The organism is Dactylosporangium sp. NPDC005555, from assembly GCF_040605635.1.
Lineage (GTDB): Bacteria > Actinomycetota > Actinomycetes > Mycobacteriales > Micromonosporaceae > Dactylosporangium.
In genome coordinates, this window is the sequence record NZ_JBEXDG010000032.1 from 99,960 (window position 1) to 117,831 (window position 17,872).

General features: G+C 73.8%; 9 protein-coding genes. 6 read left to right on the top strand and 3 right to left on the bottom strand.

Going from position 1 to position 17,872, the window contains the following annotated elements:
- Positions 1–175 precede the first annotated feature (175 nt).
- Positions 176–3,763, bottom strand: a complete 3,588-nt coding sequence (locus ABZS58_RS31065) for a CHAT domain-containing protein (protein ID WP_354786786.1) — start codon at positions 3,761–3,763, stop codon at positions 176–178.
- Between the two features lie 69 nt (positions 3,764–3,832).
- Here ABZS58_RS31065 and ABZS58_RS31070 point away from each other — a divergent pair, with 69 nt between their 5' ends.
- Entirely contained in the window at positions 3,833–4,063 is a 231-nt protein-coding gene (locus ABZS58_RS31070) for a hypothetical protein (RefSeq protein WP_354786787.1), read from the top strand.
- A 419-nt stretch (positions 4,064–4,482) separates the two neighbouring features.
- Here the strand turns inward: ABZS58_RS31070 and ABZS58_RS31075 are convergent, their stop codons facing one another.
- Entirely contained in the window at positions 4,483–5,907 is a 1,425-nt protein-coding gene (locus tag ABZS58_RS31075) for an RICIN domain-containing protein (protein ID WP_354786788.1), read from the bottom strand.
- Positions 5,908–6,029: 122 nt separating this feature from the next.
- Positions 6,030–7,451: a GGDEF domain-containing protein gene (locus tag ABZS58_RS31080; RefSeq protein WP_354786789.1), complete on the bottom strand. Its 1,422-nt coding sequence runs from the start codon at positions 7,449–7,451 to the stop codon at positions 6,030–6,032.
- 149 nt (positions 7,452–7,600) lie between these two features.
- Between ABZS58_RS31080 and ABZS58_RS31085 the strand changes: the two genes are divergently transcribed.
- The 5 genes from ABZS58_RS31085 to ABZS58_RS31105 all read left to right on the top strand — a co-directional run bounded on the left by ABZS58_RS31085 (position 7,601) and on the right by ABZS58_RS31105 (position 17,740).
- Positions 7,601–9,781: a diguanylate cyclase gene (locus tag ABZS58_RS31085; RefSeq protein ID WP_354786790.1), complete on the top strand. Its 2,181-nt coding sequence runs from the start codon at positions 7,601–7,603 to the stop codon at positions 9,779–9,781.
- A gap of 376 nt (positions 9,782–10,157) precedes the next feature.
- Positions 10,158–12,758: a discoidin domain-containing protein gene (locus ABZS58_RS31090; RefSeq protein ID WP_354786791.1), complete on the top strand. Its 2,601-nt coding sequence runs from the start codon at positions 10,158–10,160 to the stop codon at positions 12,756–12,758.
- A 122-nt stretch (positions 12,759–12,880) separates the two neighbouring features.
- Positions 12,881–13,969, top strand: a complete 1,089-nt coding sequence (locus ABZS58_RS31095) for a DUF559 domain-containing protein (RefSeq protein ID WP_354786792.1) — start codon at positions 12,881–12,883, stop codon at positions 13,967–13,969.
- Positions 13,956–14,582, top strand: a complete 627-nt coding sequence (locus ABZS58_RS31100; RefSeq protein ID WP_354786793.1) for a hypothetical protein — start codon at positions 13,956–13,958, stop codon at positions 14,580–14,582. The genes ABZS58_RS31095 and ABZS58_RS31100 overlap by 14 nt, the downstream gene beginning before the upstream one ends.
- Complete coding sequence (locus ABZS58_RS31105) at positions 14,579–17,740, top strand: DUF87 domain-containing protein (RefSeq protein WP_354786794.1); 3,162 nt, start codon at positions 14,579–14,581, stop codon at positions 17,738–17,740. Before ABZS58_RS31100 ends, ABZS58_RS31105 begins: the two co-directional genes overlap by 4 nt.
- Positions 17,741–17,872: the final 132 nt, after the last annotated feature.

Sequence of the window (17,872 nt, forward strand, 5' to 3'; positions counted from 1 at the left end):
GCCGCGTCCGGCCCCGCGTTCCGGCCCTGGGCTCCGGCCCGGATTCCCGCCCCGCCTCTTCGGGCCGCGCGGGTGACCGTTCCCGGCGTCCGGACCGCTTCGCCGGCTGCGCGGGCTGACCCGCCCGATCCTGTGCTGCCGCGATGCCGGCCGCCGTGCGGGCGGGACGGTGGGGTCAGCGGCCGTGGTGGGTGAAGGGGGCCCAGGCCGACGGAGCGGCGAGCGCGGCCGGGTCGGCGGGGACGACGGCGGCGAGTTCCGGTGGGACGTCGCGGTCCGGGTCCTGCATCCAGCGTTGCGCGGCGCGCAGAGCGTCGCGGTCCCGGAGGGCGCCGGTGGTGCGGAAGCGGTGGAACATCACCATCAGGCAGGCGGTGGTCCGGTCGTCGACCGGCCAGCGGGAGCCCACGACGCTGACCGCGCCCGCGGCGAGGAACGCGGTGGCGAGGGTGAGTGCCTCGTCGTGGATGGCGCCGGTGAGGTCGCTGGCGCAGGCGGACAGCACGACGAGGCCACCGGCGGCGGAGGCGGGGCGGCGCTGGGCGGCGGCGAGGACGGTGGACACCGAGAGGGACACGCCGGCGCCGAGTGCGAGATGGGACGTGTCGGGGGTCGCGCCGGCGCGGGCGTGGCAGGCGAGGTGCAGCAGCGCGGTCTCGGCGGTGATCGAGCGGAGCACGTCGTCCGGGCCGGCGGGGTGTGCCGGGCGGCCGAGGACGGTGGCCGCCGGGTAGTACCGCCGCAGTAGGTCGACCTCGGCGGTGGCGTACTCCAGGTCGCCGGTGGGATTGCCGACGAGCGTCACGGCGCCGGTGGCGGGCACCGCGGGGCGCGCGGCGACGCCGGTGAGCTGCCGGGCCGAGGCCGCGTAGGAGAACGCGAACGACTCGCCCGCGAACCGGGGGCCCTCGGTGCGGGCGGCGTGCCACGGCACCGGGCCGAGGCCGCCGGTCGGCACGAGGACGAGCCGGTGGGGGCGGCCGGGCGCCGCGGGTCCCAGGTGGGTGAGCAGCGGTGCGATGACCGCGTCCCACGCCCACCCGCACACGCCCGCCAGCTGCGTGGTCCACTGTGGAGTGCCGGGGGGCTCCGTCGCGTCGAGGTCGCGGGTACGCGGGGACCGCCCGGCCGTCGTGTCGTGCGCGGCCAGGAACGTGGTGAGCGGCCCGGCGTCCGCGAGCAGGGCAGGGGCCGGCACCTGCACGACGGGTGCGGTGGCGGGGACGAGGAGCAGCCGGCCGGCGCGGGTGGCGTCGCCGGGCAGGAGGTACACGAGGGTGTCGGCGTCGACGGCCCGCACCGCCGCGGCGATCTCGGCCGTCGTGGGGGCGGCCGCCAGCGCGTCGCCGCGGGCCCGGTGCAGGGCGGCCAGGACCCGCGGCCGCAGGTCCGTCGGCACGCCGACGAGCCCGTCGACGATCCGGCCCACGGCGGCGCCGGCGGCCGGGCCGGGTGCGACGGGCCACGGCGCAGGCTCGGCCGGACCGGTCTCCCACTCCGCCGCCAGGTCGTCGTGGCCCGCGGCGCGCAGCAGCCCGGGCACGGTGGTGGCGACGGTCGCGGCGTGCAGGACGAGCCCCCGCCCGAGCTCCAACGCCTCCACGGCCTGGTCCAGCCGCTCCGCGGACACCACCCGGTCCAGCCGGGCCGCCGACACCGAGCGGTCAAGAGGCTCAGCGGGCGTCGAGCGGTCAAGAGGCGCCGCAGGGTCCGAGAGCGCCGCGGGGTCCGAGAGCGCCGCGGGGTCCGAGAGCGCCGCGGGGTCCGAGAGCGCCGCGGGGTCAGAACGGTTCGCGGACGCGTCGGCGGAGTCGTCGAGGCACCAGCCGGCGATGCGCAGGGCGAGCTCGGCGGCGTCGCGGGCGGCGTCGACCCCGTGACCGGCGCCGCTCTGCAGCAGCACGTCGTCGCCGGTGCGGCGCAGCGCCGTCAGACCGTTGTGGACGGCGCTGCCGATGTCGCCGGCGGTGCGGTACGCGTCGGCCAGCAGCGCGTGCACGTGCGCCGCCAAGGGATGCCCGGCCGTACCCGCGAGGAGACCGGCCTTGATCCGCTCGAAGCCGACGATGCCGGCCCGCAGGTCGGCCACGTCGCCGTGGAGGTCGTGGCGGAGCACCGAGACGTGCGCCCGCATCGAGGCCAGGGCGACCCGGTCGGTCGCCGGCAGCCACCCGCTGCCGGCGGCGTCGTCGAGGCGGGCCTCGGCGGTGGACAGCGCGTCCGGGTCGCCGTCGAAGAGGCCTTCCACGAGCGCGCCGACGGCGCCGACGGCCTGCAGCGCCGGTCGTCCGGAGACCTCGACGGCGAGGTCGTCGCCGGCACGCCGCAGCAGCGCCGTGCCGGTCCGCAGCCGTGTCAGGTCGTGGCGGACGACGCCGACGGTCAGGTGCGCGAGGCCCAGCGAGGCGTCGAGCCTGGACCGCCACGGGTACCCGTCGGGCAGCGTGTCCAGGAAGGCGCCCAGCTCGTCGACGAGGGCGTCCAGGTCGTCGGCGTCGCGCCGCTGGATCGCGGCCGTGGTCCGCGACAGCAGCCCGGCCACGTCGAGCATGGTGGTGTCCGCGGTGGGGCGGTGCCGGTCGAGGGCGGCCCGGGCCAGGTCCAGGAACCGCCGGCCGGCGTCGGCGTCGGCCCTGACACCGCGCAGCAGGTGCCGGTCGTTGAGCAGCGCGCCGAGGGCACCGGCGATCGCCGGTGCGAGCTCGTCGTCGCCGGGCACCGCGTCGATCGCGATCCGCAGGTCGTCGACGGCGGCGCGCAGGTAGGTGTCGTCGTCGTGCAGCCTGCCGCGCAACGTCAGCGTCATCGCCCGCAGGTACCGGTCCTTGCCCGCCGCGACCGGGTCGTCGGGCGCGTCCGCGACGAGCTCGTCGGCGAGGCGCACCGCGCGGGCGATGTCGGCGGGGTCGGACGTGTACGCCGCCGACGACACCAGCATCCCGGCGAGCCGCCGCACGATCAGCTCCCGGTCGGGGTGGTCGTCGCCGACGGCGTCGAGGTGCTCGTGCAGGACCGGTGACAGGTCGGCGAGGGTCTCCGGCAGCCGGGCGTCGTGGCCGCGTTCGGCGATCGCGAGGACGCTCTCGGCGCCGATCAGCGGCCGGAGCCAGTGCTTCGCCGGCAGGTGCGGCAGGAGCGCGTCGTACGCCGCGACCCGCTGCTCGGGCGCGGCCGGCTGGACGGTGACGGTGAGCGCGTCGAGCAGCGCCCGCTGCTGGGTGCCGAGGTCACCGGCGAGGGCGGGCAGCGCCATCGCCGCCCGCAGCATCGCCTCGGGCCCGGACGCGCCGAACAGCCGCAGCATGGCGAGCAGCAGCTGCGCGTGCTGCCGGGCGGCGGACTCCGGCGGCTCGCGCTCGACGATCCAGTCCATCTGCGCGGCGGCGCGTTCCCGGTCCGCGAGCCGCGCCGGGTCGTCGAACGCGCCGCTCATCATCGCCGTCACGAACCCGAGCAGCGCCGAGCCGTCCGGGTCGGGGCCGAGGTGCGCGGGCATCGCTCGCAGGAACAGTGACACGCCGAGCGCCGCGCGGGTCATCACCTCCCGCTCGTGCGGCACCGCCACGGCCAGGGCCCCGGTGAGCAGGGCGATCGCGTCATCACGGTCCTCGACCAGGCCGTCGCGGGTGGCGTACCGCACGATCAGCAGCCGCCCGAGCTCGTCGGCGAGCCCGGCGGTGAGCTGGTCGCCGGGCGGCGCGTCGCGGTGCCGGGCACGCAGGTCCGCGATGCGGCGGTCGAGATCGTCGGGGTCCGTGGTCATGGCGTCCTCACCTGATTTCCCGCGGCGCGGCCCGTCGGCGGGCGCCGCCCCTGTTAGCCTCGGTGTGCGATGTCGAACGAACTGTCGCCGCGGCAGCGGGAACTCCTGGCTCGGCTGTTCGAGTCGGAGCTCACCGTGCTCAGCGACGCGGCCCTCACCGCCGGGAGCACCCCGGAGTCGGTCGCCGGCGTCGCCGAACGGCGCCTCGCCGCCCTGGAGACGGACCCCGCCGCGGCGGACGCCACAGAGGACACCGCCGAGGACCCCGACCTGGACCGCCCGGCCGCCGGGTCCCGCTGAGCCGTGCCCGTCGCGTCGTCCCGACGATGACGGGGACGATGCCGCCGGGCCGCGGCCCCGCCCCGGGCCGGCACGACGTCGGCCTCGCCGCCGCTGGACAGGTCGCGTTCGACCTGCCGCCGCGCGCGCAGTGGGTCCGGCAGCCGCAGCAGGCCGCCGGACCCGTCGCGGTGGCCGGCGGGTGGCGCCTCCCGCCCGGTGGCGGGGATGTGGGCAGCAGCGGAGCCGGCCCGGCACCCCGTCACCGGAGCGGGGTCGCGTGGCGCGTCAGCCGTCGCCACGGACCCCGCTCCGGACGTGCTGCGGGTCTGTCCCGTTCCCACCGGTCATCGCGTCGGCCACTTTCCGTCGGTACCGGAGTGCTGACGGACAGCGGATGCCGGACCGGCGGTGGCGCGTCGCGATGGACCGCCGGGGAACTACGGAAGGGTGACGCGCTGCGCGTTGGAGGCGTTGCAGTCCCAGATCTGCATCTGGGTGCCGTCGGTGGTGCTGGCGGCGGGGTCGTCCAGGCAGCGGCCCGACTGCGGGTTGCGCAGTGCCTGGCTGCCCGACACGTACGTCCACTGCTGGGCGCCGGTGCCGTTGCAGTCCCACAGCTGGACCTTGGTGCCGTTGGCGGTGCCGCTGGCGCTCACGTCGAGGCACTTGCCGAGCGCGCGGACGGTGCCGTCGCCCGGGAGCGTCCACTGCTGGGCGCCGGTGCCGTTGCAGGACCAGATCTGGACCTTGGTGCCGTTGGCGGTCGCGCCCGCGTTGACGTCGACGCACTTGCCGACGCCGACCAGGGTGAGCGGGCCACCCGTGCCGCCGCCCCCGCCGCCGGCGATCAGGAAGCGGTTGTTGGCGGTGTTCCAGTGCGTCGCCAGGTAGGACCCGGCGGGCGGGTTGGTGTGGAAGTAGTCGTTCTTGTTGCAGTCCAGGCGGTTGTCCTGGGCCTGGTCGGCGCAGACGATCCGCATGACCGTGCCGGGTCCGTCGTTGTAGCACATGATGTCGTAGTCGTCGGTGCAGTGGCCGTACGCGGTGTGGTTCGGCGACGAGCCCATCACCGCGCCCATGGCGTGGGTCAGCTCGTGCGCGGCCGGCCCGGCCGACCAGCAGCCCGAGTCGACCCGGCTGAAGGACGCGCCGGAGTTGTTGGCGTTGTCCTGTCCGGGCCGGTCGTCGAGGGTCACGTACGCGACGCCGCACAGTGCCGTGGCGTCGACGTACATGAGGTACTTGCGGTCGGTGCGGTTGTAGCCGAGCGCCTTGATCGCGTTGACGGAGTTGCCGAAGTCGCTCAGGGCGCTGTTGGCGATCGCGACGTTCGACACCGCGATGTTGCAGCCGCTGTCGGTGACGTACCGGACGTGCCGCGTCCCACCGGTCTGCGCGGCGGACGCGCTGTAGATGTCGTCCACCTGCGACGACCAGGTGCGGATCGAGGCGAGGTACTGGTTGTACCGGTCGGCGTTGCCGGAGCCGCGCACGTACAGCACCTGCACGCGGTTGCCGGAGACGCCGTCGCCGTCGCAGACGACGCTCAACGGGTTGACCGCGAGCCCCGACAGGGGCGCCACGGACTGCTTCACGTCCAGGCCCTGGAAGGGGGCGTCCGGGCCGTGGGTGCAGGCGCCGGGGACGGCCTTGACCTCGAGGAGGCCGGCGCATCGGCCGGTGCCTGCCTTGAACCCGCCGTAGACGAGGCCGCGTGCGGCGTCGTCGGCGGGCATCTTGAACGACGGGGCTCCGTCGCCGGGGACGGCGGCGGAGGACGGAGCGCTCAGGCCCGCCGCGGCCAGCACGAGTGCGGCGGCGGCGAGCAGGAGCCGGTTCGGACGGGGGATGAGACTTCTCATGGACACTCCCGGTGGCGGCCGGATGGTGACATCGTTGTCACCGATTCCGGCCAGTGTTCCCCCGGAGCATCACATCGGTCAATGCAAGAATGTGAAACAAACCTGCCAGTGGCGGTTCGCGGTCAGCCGGCCACGTGCAGTGCCGCAGGCTGCAGCTGCACGCCGGCGGACTCGAACGAGGCGACCCTGCCCTTGCCGGCGGTCTTCGCCGCGTACATCGCGGTGTCGGCGTCGTGCAGCAGCGCGTCGATCTCCGCGTGCCCGCTCCAGCACGCGACCCCGATGCTCGCCCGCGGCAGCAGCGTGGTGCCGGCGGCTCTGACCGACGCCTGCACGGCGGCGAGGAGCCGGTCCGCGACGACGACCGCGTCGCCGACGGCGTCCATGCCGTCCAGGACGACGGCGAACTCGTCGCCGCCGAGCCGGGCCGCGGTGTCGGCGCCGCGGATGCCGTCGCGCAGCCGGGCGGCGACGGCGGCGAGCAGCTGGTCGCCGGCCGCGTGCCCGTGGGTGTCGTTGACCTGCTTGAACCCGTCGAGGTCGAGCAGGAGCACCGCGACGTGGCTGCCGCGGCGGGCGCGGGCCAGGGCGTGCTGGAGGTGCTCGCGCAGCAGTGACCGGTTCGCCAGCCCCGTGAGGTGGTCGTGGAACGCCTGGTAGTGCAGGTCGGCGGCGTGCTCGGCGTTGATCAGGCCGAGTGACGTCTGCGCGGCGAGGGTCTCCAGCGACGGGCGCACCTCGGCCGGGGCACCGCCCGCGGCGCCGCCGGCGAGGAGGTCGCCGTAGTGCTGCTTGTCGGACCGCAGCGGCATCGTCGTCCCGCCGGCGGTCCGCCCGTGCACCGGGCCGGACAGGAGCTCGACCGGTACAGGACCGGCGGCCGTGACCACGAGACCGTCGACGACGGTGACGGCCCACGCGCCGGGCACCCCGTCCAGGAGGTCGACCGCCGACTCGGCGCAGTGCCGCAGGATCGCCTCCCGGTCGGACGTGGTCGCGAGGGTCGAGCCGAGCCGGGAGAACACCCGCTCCCGGGCGGCGGCCCGCTCCTGCCGGCGGGTCGACTCCGCGACCACCGCCGTGAACAGGGCGAGGGGCGGCACGCCGGGCGCCTGCTGCAGGAAGGGCACGACCGCCGACGGTTCGGTGAGCGCGACCCCGGCGACCGCCGCGGCGAACACCACGAGGGTGAACGCCAGCACGTGCCGCCAGGTGCCGTACAGCCCGCGGAACGACACGAACACGAACAGCAGGCCCAGCGTGCCGACCCAGTCGCGCATGCCGAGCGCGACGGTGAGCATGGCGAGCCCCTCGACCGGGATCATCCACGGCGGGAACGTGCCCCTGCGGTACTGCCGCAGCCACCACGCGGCGAGCGCGAGCGCGGCGACGGCGGCCGGCAGCCGGTGCGGCAGCGGCTCCTCGACCCGGCCGAGCGTGCGGGGCAGGACCGTGAGGAGGTTGAACACCCCGAAGATCACGAACAGCCAGCGGATCCGCCCGCCGAGCGGTCGAGGGGGAGCGAGCCGGCGCAGCAGACGCATACCCAACCATCGGCAGCGCGAGCATCGACGTGAGCGGTGACCGAACGCTACCCTGTCCGCACGCGATACCGCTCAGCTCGGCACCACACCGGCCGAACAAGACGTCGGCCGGGAAACACCGGCACAGGACGAGGCGGTGAGGTCAGCTGTTGGACGAGCCGGAGCGGCGCGCTGGCACGCTGGCCGACGGTGTCCGCCGGCTGCTGCTGATCTACGCCCCGCTCTTCTGCGTCGCCCTCGGCTTCGCGGTGTTCCGCGGCGCGGGGTATGACGGTGTCACGATCCTCGGGTGGCTGCCCGGGGCGCTGTCGCTGGCGGTGGCGTCGTGGTTCCTGTTCCAGGCGTCCCGCCTCGACCGGCTCGCGCCCGCCGGCCGCCGCTTCTGGCGCCTCATGGGCATCGCCGCGCTGCTCATCGCTCCCGCGACGAAGCCCCTGACCGAGGCGAGCCTCGGCGGCCGCAAGTCCGGGCCCATGCTCGCCGGCGCGGTGCTGCTGCTGAGCGTCGCGCTGCTGCTGGTCCTGTGGGGGCTGCTGCGCCTGCCGACCCGCAGCCGGAGTCGCGGGGACTGGCTGCGGCTCGGTCTCGACGCCGCGACGGTCCTCGTCTGCTCCGCGACGGCGCTGTGGCAGTTCGTCCTCGAGCCGATCTCCGACGCCCGCGCCGACCTGCCGCGCGCGCTCGGCCTGCTCGTGCTGAGCCTGCTCTGCCTGCTCGCGGTCCTGGCGGTGGTGAAGCTGATCCTCGTCGGCACCGACGCCGTCGACATGCTGGCGCTGCAGTCCCTGGCCGGGGTCGTGCTGCTCGGTGCGATCGGCTCCGCGCTGGTGCCGGTGCTGCAGAGCGACCGGCTCGCCGGGGTCTCCGACATCATCACCACCTGCGAGGGGACGATGGTCGGGCTCGCCGGCGTCGTCCAGCTGCGCCGGGCCCGGACCGTGACCGCCGCGCCGAGGCGCCGCCGCCCGTACAGCATCCTGCCCTATTTCGCGGTCGCCGCCGTGTACCTGCTGCTCATCGCGCACCCCGGCGACATGCCCGTCCTGGCCGGCGCGATGGCCGCGACGGCCGCTGTCGTGCTGCGGCAGCTGCTCGCGTTCCGGGACAACGACGCGCTGCTCGGCACCGTCCGGGAGCACCAGCGGCTGCTGCACGAGCAGGCGACCCACGACGCGCTCACCGGCCTGCCGAACCGGGCGCTGTTCAACGACACCCTCGACGCGGCGTTCTCCGGCGCGGCGATCCTGGTGGACCTCGACGACTTCAAGACCGTCAACGACACCCTCGGCCACCACATCGGCGACGGTCTGCTCATCGAGGTCGGCCGCCGGCTGCGCGCCGCCGTGCGCCCCGGCGACCTGGTCGCCCGGCTCGGTGGCGACGAGTTCGCGGTGCTGCTGCCGGGCGCGGACGATCTCGCCGCCGGCGAGGTCGCGGAGCGGATCCTCGCCGAGCTCGCCAACCCGGTCACGACGCAGGGGCACCTGATGACCGTCACCGCGAGCGTCGGCGTGTCCCGCGACGACGACCCGCAGGCGCTGCTGCGGCACGCGGACATCGCCATGTACGCGGCGAAGCAGCGCGGGAAGGGCCGGCACGCCCGGTACACGCCGGACCTCGCCGGGCTGCTCGCCACCCCCGCGCAGCGGGCCGACGAGCTCCGCGCCGCGATCAGCGCCGGCCGGGTCGAGCTCACCGTCGAGCGGATCGCCCGCCTGAGCGACGGAGCGGAGGTCGAGCGGCGCCTGTGCGCCCGATGGCCATCGGTCGACGTCGCGGACCTGACGGTGCCCCTGGTGCGCTGGTCCCTGGCCGAGGCGTGCCGGGTGACCCCGCCGGGCCGCTCGTTCACCGTCGACGTGAGCCGCTCGGCGCTGCTCGCCCCAGGGTTCCCCAACGACGTCGCCGCCATCCTCGCCGCCGCGGGCGTCGCGCCGTCCTGCCTGACCCTCGCCGTCCCGGCCGCGCTGGCGGGCGAGGACGCCGTGGTCCCCGCGGTCCGCGCCGCGCTGCGGGAGCTGCGCGGGATCGGCATCGGGCTCGCCCTGGACCACACCGGCACCGCGCACGCCCGGCTCGACCTGCTGGCCTCGTTGCCGTTCACCCGGCTGGTACTGGACGCGGCGCTGTTCCCGGCGGACGGCACCGACCCGCGACGGGCCGCCCTCGTCGACGCGGTGGTCCGGCTGGTCGCGGCGACCGGCGTGGAGACCGTCGTCAGCGGCGTCGGCGACCCGGGACAGGTGTCGCGGCTGCGGGAGCTCGGCTTCACGCTCGGCGCGGGCCCGGCCGTCGTCGCGGTCGAGGACCTCCGCCTCTCACGTCACTGAGTCGATCACCGTCCGTGGTTGGAGAGCGCTCTCCAGTCATCGTTGCAGCGGATTCGGGTGTACGAGCAGGTCAACCGCCGGTGCGCTTCGTACGCGTCGAAAAATAAGTCTCGCGGAACCGGGTTCCGGAACCATGGACCCCTTGACAGGGCCGCCGGATCGGGCAACGCTCGTCCTTGGAGAGCGCTCTCCCACCCCCGACCCCGGGCCGCCCGTTCACGGTCCCGGAGTCACACACCCCGGATGGCCGGACCGAGCACCGCCGTACCCCTACGGTGGCGCTACCGGCTGCCGCCCGCCCTGAAACCGGGAGCAATTGATGCTGACCGCCGCACGACCGGCGCACCGCCGCCGCCGGAATCTGATCTTCGCATCCGTGGCCGCCATCCTCATGGTGGCGACGTATGCGGTGACCACGACCTTCTCGGCCTCCGCCGCCGACACCCTCCTCTCGCAAGGCAAGACCGCGCTGTCGTCGTCGGACGAGAACGGCGGCACGCCCGCCTCGGCCGCGTTCGACGGCAACGCGACCGGCACCCGCTGGTCGTCGGCCGCCGCCGACCCGCAGTGGCTGCGCGTCGACCTGGGCCAGACCGCGACGATCTCGCAGATCAAGCTGTACTGGGAGGCCGCGTACGCGACGGCGTTCAAGCTGCAGACGTCGCCGGACGGCAACACCTGGACCGACATCAAGTCGGTGACCGGCGCGACCGGCGGGGTGCAGACCTACGACGTCACCGGCTCCGGCCGCTACGTGCGGATGTACGGCACGGCCCGCGCGACCGGCTACGGCTACTCGCTGTACGAGTTCCAGGTCTACGGCTCCTACGGCGGCACCAACCCCGGCACCTGCAACACGGCCGTCAACGCCGCGCAGGGCAAGCCGGCCACCGCCTCCTCGGCCGAGAACGCTGGCGCCAACGCGGCCTCCGCCGCCGTCGACGGCGACACCGGCACCCGCTGGTCGAGCCTCTTCGCCGACCCGCAGTGGCTGCGCGTCGACCTGGGATCGACCCAGTCGATCTGCCAGGTGACGCTCAACTGGGAGGCCGCGTACGGCAAGGACTTCCAGATCCAGACGTCCGCCGACGGCACCAACTTCACCACCATCAAGACCGTCACCGGCGGCACGGGCGGGGTGCAGACCCTCGACGTGACCGGCACGGGCCGCTACGTGCGGATGTACGGCACCGCCCGCGGCACCGGCTACGGCTACTCGCTGTGGGAGTTCATGGTCCGGACCGGCAGCGGCCCGGCGACCTCGAACCCGCCGACCAGCCAGTCCCCGTCGGCCTCGCCGACCCCGTCGACCTCCACCGGCCCGATCCAGGGCGGCGGCGACCTCGGCTCCAACGTCATCGTCTTCGACCCGTCGCAGTCCACCGCGACGATCCAGGCGAAGCTCGACCAGATCTTCACTTCTCAGGAGACGGCGCAGTTCGGCCCCGGCCGCGTGCAGTTCCTGTTCAAGCCCGGCACGTACAACGGCCTCAACGCCCAGATCGGCTTCTACACCTCGATCAACGGCCTCGGCCAGAACCCGCAGGACGTCCGCATCAACGGTGACATCACCGTGGACGCCGGCTGGTTCCAGGGCAACGCGACGCAGAACTTCTGGCGCTCCGCGGAGAACCTGTCCGTCTACCCGGTCAGCGGCATCGACCGGTGGGCCGTCTCGCAGGCCGCCCCGTTCCGCCGCATGGACATCCACGGCGGCATGACCCTCGCGTCGCCGAACTGCGGCTGGGCCTCCGGCGGCTACATCGCCGACTCCCGGGTCACCGGCACCATCGGCTCCTGCTCGCAGCAGCAGTGGTTCACCCGTGACAGCACGATCGGCGCCTGGAACGGCGCGGTCTGGAACATGGTGTTCTCCGGCGTGCAGGGCGCCCCGGCGAACAGCTTCCCGAACCCGCCGTACACCACGATCAACCAGAGCCCGATCACGCAGGAGAAGCCCTACCTCTACACCGACGCGTCCGGCGCCTACCGGGTGTTCGTGCCGTCGCTGCGCACCAACAGCAGCGGCGCCACCTGGCTCAACGGCCAGACCCCCGGCACGTCGCTGCCGCTGAGCCAGTTCTACGTCGCCAAGCCGGGCGTCTCGGCCGCGACCCTCAACGCCGCCGCCGCGCAGGGCCTCAACCTGCTCTTCACCCCCGGCGTCTACCACCTGAACAGCACCGTCAACATCAACCGCGCCGGCACCGTGGTCCTCGGCCTCGGGTACGCCACCATCGTCGCGGACAACGGCGCCATCCCCATGGCCGTCGGCGACGTCGACGGGGTCAAGATCGCCAGCCTGCTCTTCGACGCGGGCCCGACGAACTCCCCGGCCCTGCTCCAGGTCGGCCCGGCCGGCGCCTCCGCCAACCACGCGGGCGCCCCCAACCTGCTCTCCGACGTGTTCCTCCGCGTCGGCGGCGCGGGTGCCGCCAAGGCCAGCGCGGCCCTGATCGTCAACAACAACAACACGATCATCGACCACATCTGGGCGTGGCGCGCCGACCACGGCGACGGCGCGGGCTGGACCTCCAACCCGTCCGACAACGGCCTCATCGTCAACGGCCAGAACGTGCTCGCCTACGGCCTCTTCGTCGAGCACTTCAACAAGTACAACGTCGTCTGGAACGGCAACGGCGGCCGCACGATCTTCTTCCAGAACGAGCTGCCCTACGACCCGCCGTCGGCCGCGGCCTGGTCCCACGACGGGATCGTCGGCTACGCCGCCTACAAGGTGAACAACAACGTCACCACCCACGAGGCCTGGGGCCTGGGCAGCTACTGCGTGTTCACCACGGACGCGTCGATCGCCGCCTACCACGCCTACGAGGTGCCGAACACCCCGAACGTGAAGTTCCACAACGCCCTGACCGTCTCCCTCGGCAAGGGCTCCATCACCCACGTCATCAACGACACCGGCGCGGCAGCCCTGCCGTCCGCGGTGGTGCCGTCCAACGTGATCAGCTACCCGTAACCCATCGCTGAACGTCGAGGGCCGGTCTCCCTTCGGGGGGCCGGCCCTCGGCCGTATCGCCGGATTCCACTACTGATCAGCGGAGTGCGATCGGGCCGGCGCAGCCAGTAGCCTGACGCACCATGAAGCCCGGGCCGGCGGTGGCGCACTGGTGGGACGTGCCGCCGAAGGCGCAGGTCACCCACCTGGCCGGGGTGGACCCTGAGCTGCTCGCCGTCGATCTCGACCCGCTGCCGGGCGGCGCGCCCGTCGTCGTGCAGTTCCGGCCCGCGGCCGCCGTCCCGGTCGACGACCAGGTCGCGGCACTGCTCGACGAGCTCGACCGGGCCGCTCTCGCGCTCTACCCCGCGTGGCTTCCCGGCGCCGAACGGCTCGACGGCCCGCACGGCGCGGGGCTCGCCGCCGTCCGCGCGCTGGCCGGTGCCAGCGCGGCCCGGTCGCGCAACTTCGGGCCGTTCCTCGCGGACCTCGCCGAGCGAGGGCTGCGCGGCGGTGTCTCGGCCCGCCGGCCCCGGTTTCCTGCCGAGGTCCGCGCCGCGGGGCTGGCCCGGGTCGTCGCCGGCGCGCACGGCCGCGACTGCGCCGCCGTGCTGGTCCACGTGCCCGAGGGCCTGATCGCCTCCGCCGAGGCCGCGCTCACCCGCGCCGCCGAATGGCTCGCCCACCACGCGCGGCTCTCCGTATGGCTGGCCGGCGCTCCGCTGCGCACCGTCGACCGGATCAGATCCGTCCGGCTCGCGCTGCCGGCCCACCTGGCGAGCCTGGCCGACGAGGCGCAGCGCATCGGGTGCCCGGACGCGGTGGCCGGGCACCGGCCGCTGCTCACCGTGCCGTCGTTGCCCAACCAACCGCGCCGCGACAGCCCGGCGGAAACGACCCTGGAACGCGCCCTCGGCCCGCACGCGTGGGCCCGGGGGCGGCACTGGAACTACCGGTACGAACCCCGCGCGCTCGGCCTGCCCTACGTGCTCGACCTGTTCTGGCCGTCGGAGCGGCTCGTGGTCGAGGTCGACGGCCGGGACCACCGCGGCCGCTACAAGTTCGCCGCCGACCGTCGCCGGGACGTGGATCTCCACCTGCAGGGGCACGTCGTCCTGCGGTTCACCGACGACGACATCCTCGCCGATGTCGGCGCCGTGGTCGACAAGCTCCGCACCATGCTCCAGCAACGACGGTCCCCCAAGGAGAAGATCGCACATGTCGAGCCCTGACGACGTCCCTTCGCTCACCGGCACCCAGATCCTCGCCCTGGTCGTCCTGATGGCCGAGGCCCGCCCGGTCACCAACAAAGAGCTCAAAGAACTGGCCGGCTTCGCGCTGAACGGCGAGTCTCACAGGAAGCTCGTCTCTCTCGGTCTGGTGGAAAGCCACAAGATCGGTCAGATGTTGTGCCATGAGCTGACCGACAAGGGCTGGGCTGTCATCAAGAAGGTGCGGACGCCCGCTGGGAATCGGGTCTCGGCGGTCCAGACATTGGTCACGTTGCTCACCAACCTGGACCGGGCACTGGCCGGGCGGTACAGCCACGCCATGTTCTTCAGCCGTACCCCGGAGTCCACGGTGGACGTGCAGGAGCAGGTGCGGGTGGCCTACGACAAGCTCGCCGCGGCGCCGGGGGAGTGGGTCGGGCTCGCCGACCTCCGCGACAACCTCGCCGGCGTGCCGCGTGCCGACCTCGACGCCGCGCTGCGGTTCATGGCGCGCCTCGACGACGTGCGCATCATCCCGGTGGCGAACTCGAAGGCCCTCAAGCCCCGGGACCGTGCCGCGTCGCTGCGGATCGGGGTTGAGGAGAACCACTCGCTGTCGATCGGCGCGGCATGATCGGCGCGGACGAGCGCCGGGCGCTCGAGTCCCTCGACTTCAACCCGGCACCGACGCCGGACGACGTGTGGCGGCCGTCGCCGTACGACGTGCCGGAACTGCACGAGAAGGCGGTCGCGCAGATCCTCCGCGGCGTCAACAAGGCGCGGACCGGCGACGACGCGAGCCCCATCGGGGTGGCGATGCAGGGCCGCGCCGGTTCCGGCAAGACGCACCTGCTCGGCGCCGTACGCGAGAAGATCCAGCGGGACGGCGGCTACTTCTTCCTCGTCAACCTGATCAACGGCCGGACCTTCTGGGAGAGCACCGCACTCTGCCTCGTCGAGGGGCTCGGCCACGACGCGATCGGCTGGGGTACGCAGCTCAAGACGTTCCTGCGGCGGCTCACCCCGCACCTCGGCCTGTCGGCGGAGGTGCGCGACGCGATCGCCGGCGACGCCGACCTGACCCGGGCCGACCTCGACGTCTTCGTCCGGGGGCTGCGCCGCTTCAACCCGGCGGTCGGCCTCGAGTGCCAGGACACCGCGCGGGCGCTGGTGCTGCACGGATCCCGGGACTTCGAGGCGCAGGACGTCGGCTACGCCCACCTCATCTCCGAGGCCGGCGACCCCGCGGACCGGGCGGCATGGGGTTTCACGGCCGCGATCCGCAACCCGCAGCAGATCGTCCGTGACATCTCCCGGCTGATGGCGCTGACCCTCGACCCGAGCGTGATCGCGGTCGACCAGCTCGACACGCTGTTCGCCCAGTCCGGTGCGGTGCTGCATGAACGTACCGAGGCGCTGGAGGAGGAGCACGCTAAGCTCTTCGGGCCGGTCGCGGACGGGCTGCTCACGTTGCGCGACGTCACCCGCCGCACCCTGACCGTCGTGTCGTGCCTACCGGACACGTGGGAGCTGCTGCGCAAGAGCGCGCCCAGCCCGGTCGTCGACCGGTTCCGGCCGGCGCTGCTGCCGGACCGGATCCTCAGCGACGAGATCGGCACGGCGATCATCGCCAAGCGGTTCGCCGTCAAGTACGCGCTGCAGCGGTTCACCGCGCCGCACCCGACCTGGCCGATCCTGCCGGAGGCGTTTGCCGACGCGCCCGACCTCACCCCACGCGCCCTGCTCCGCCGGGTCGACCAGCACGTCCAGCTGTGCCTCGAACGCGACGAGGTCAGCGAGCTGGGCCGGCTCGTCGGCGTGGTGCTCGCCCCCGCGCCTACCCCGCGGCCTGCCGCACCGGCGCCCGACAGCGCGCTGCGGGCCCTCGACGACCTGTTCGCGGAGCTGGTCGCCGGCGCGGACATCGACGCGGCGCTCGACCCGAAGACCGAGGACGCGCACGTGCCGGGGCTGCTCGCCGCCGGGATCGCCGCGTGGATCGACGAGCAGGCGCCGACCGGGAAGGTGTACAAGCAGGATCCCGCCCCGGCGGCGAAACCGGCGCTGCACGCCCGGCTCATCCAGGTCCTCGACGAGGCCACCGAGAACGAGGCGCACCTCGGGTTCCGGGCGATCGGCAGCACCAGCGCGGTCGCCGTCATCAGCCGCATCAAGGCGGCCTGCACGATGGCCGGGCTCGACGCCTCGGTCCCGCAGCGCCGGCTCGTGCTGCTGCGCAACGGGTCGTGGCCGACCGGCCCGCGCACGAAGGAGGTCGTGTACGCGTTCCGGGAAGCCGGAGGCCTCGTGCTGGCGCTGACGCCCGCCGACCTGAAGGTGTTCGCGGCGCTGCGCACGATGCGCGGCTCCGCACGACCCGACCTGCAGGAATGGCTTGCCTCACGGCGCCCGGCGAGCGGCACCGCCCTGTTGTCGGCGGTGATGGGCCCGTCGGCCGAGCGGCCGGTCCCCGCCGCGCCCTTCGTGAAGCCGGTCCCCGCCGCGCCGGCATCCGCGCAGACCCTGCGGCAGCGGCCGGAGCCGGCCGCCTCGGCCGATGGGCCGCCGGCGATCGGGCTGGGGCGGGTCGTCGACGGGCAGCGGGCGTTCCGGGTGGATCTGGAGTCGTTGCGGCGGCACACGGTGATCTTCGCCGGGTCGGGGTCGGGGAAGACGGTGCTGATCCGGCGGCTGGTGGAGGAGTGCGCGCGGAAGGGGGTCTCCGCGATCGTGCTCGACCCGAACAACGACCTCGCGCGGCTCGGGGACGCGTGGCCGGAGCCGCCGGCGGGGTGGGGGCCCGGGGACGAGGCCAGGGCGCGGGACTACCTCGACAACACCGACGTCGTGGTGTGGACGCCGAGGGTGAGTGCCGGGCGGCCCCTGGCCTTCCAGCCGCTGCCGGACTTCGGGCCGGTGCGGGACTCGCCCGACGAGTTCGACGCCGCGATCGACTCGGCGGTGGCCGCCCTCGCGCCGCGGGCCGGGGTGGCAGGGGCGTCGAAGCTCGCCCAGCAGGGCAAGGCGGTCGTCACGGAGGCGCTGCGGGCGTACGCGAAGAGCGGCGCCGTCGGGCTGCGCGGCTTCACGGACTTCCTGGCCGAGCTGCCGGACGGGGTGAGCAGGATGGCGAAGGCCGAGAAGCTCGCGCTCGACGCCGCCGAGACGCTGAAGGCGGCGATGGTCACCGACCCGCTGTTCGGCGGGCAGGGCACCGCCGCCGACCCAGGGGTGCTGCTCACCCCACCGCCGGGCAAGCGGGCGCGGGTGTCGGTGATCAGCTTCGCCGGGCTCAGCTCGGACGAGCAGCGGCAGAGCTTCGTCAACCAGCTGCAGATGGCGCTGTTCGCGTGGATCAAACGGCACCCCGCGGGGGACCGGCCGCTCGGCGGGCTGTTCGTCATGGACGAGGCGCAGACGCTCGCCCCGTCGTCGGGCAACACGCCCTGCACGGCCAGCACGATCGCCCTGGCGTCGCAGGCCCGCAAGTACGGCCTGGGCCTCGTCTTCGCGACCCAGGCGCCGAAGGGCCTGCACAACCAGATCTCCGGCAATGCCACGACGCAGTTCTTCGGCCTGCTCAACTCGCCGGCGCAGATCGACGCGGCGAAGGAGCTCGCCCTGGCCAAGGGCGGCCGGCTGCCGGACATCGGCCTGCTCGGCAGCGGCGAGTTCTACGCCGCGGGGGAGGGCTTCTCGTTCGCGAAGGTGAAGACCCCGCTGTGCCTGAGCCATCACCCGAAGGCGCCCCTCTCCCCGGAGGAGGTCGTCGCCCGCGCGGCGGCCGGGTGACCGATCAGGGCCTCCGCCATGATCCGGAAGGCTTCGTGTCTTGGCGTTTAACGTCTTGTTGGTTTTGTGGGGGTGTTGGTGTCGTTGGTTTTGTGTGGTGGGTGGCGGGTTGCGGGTGTTGTGTGGCTGCCG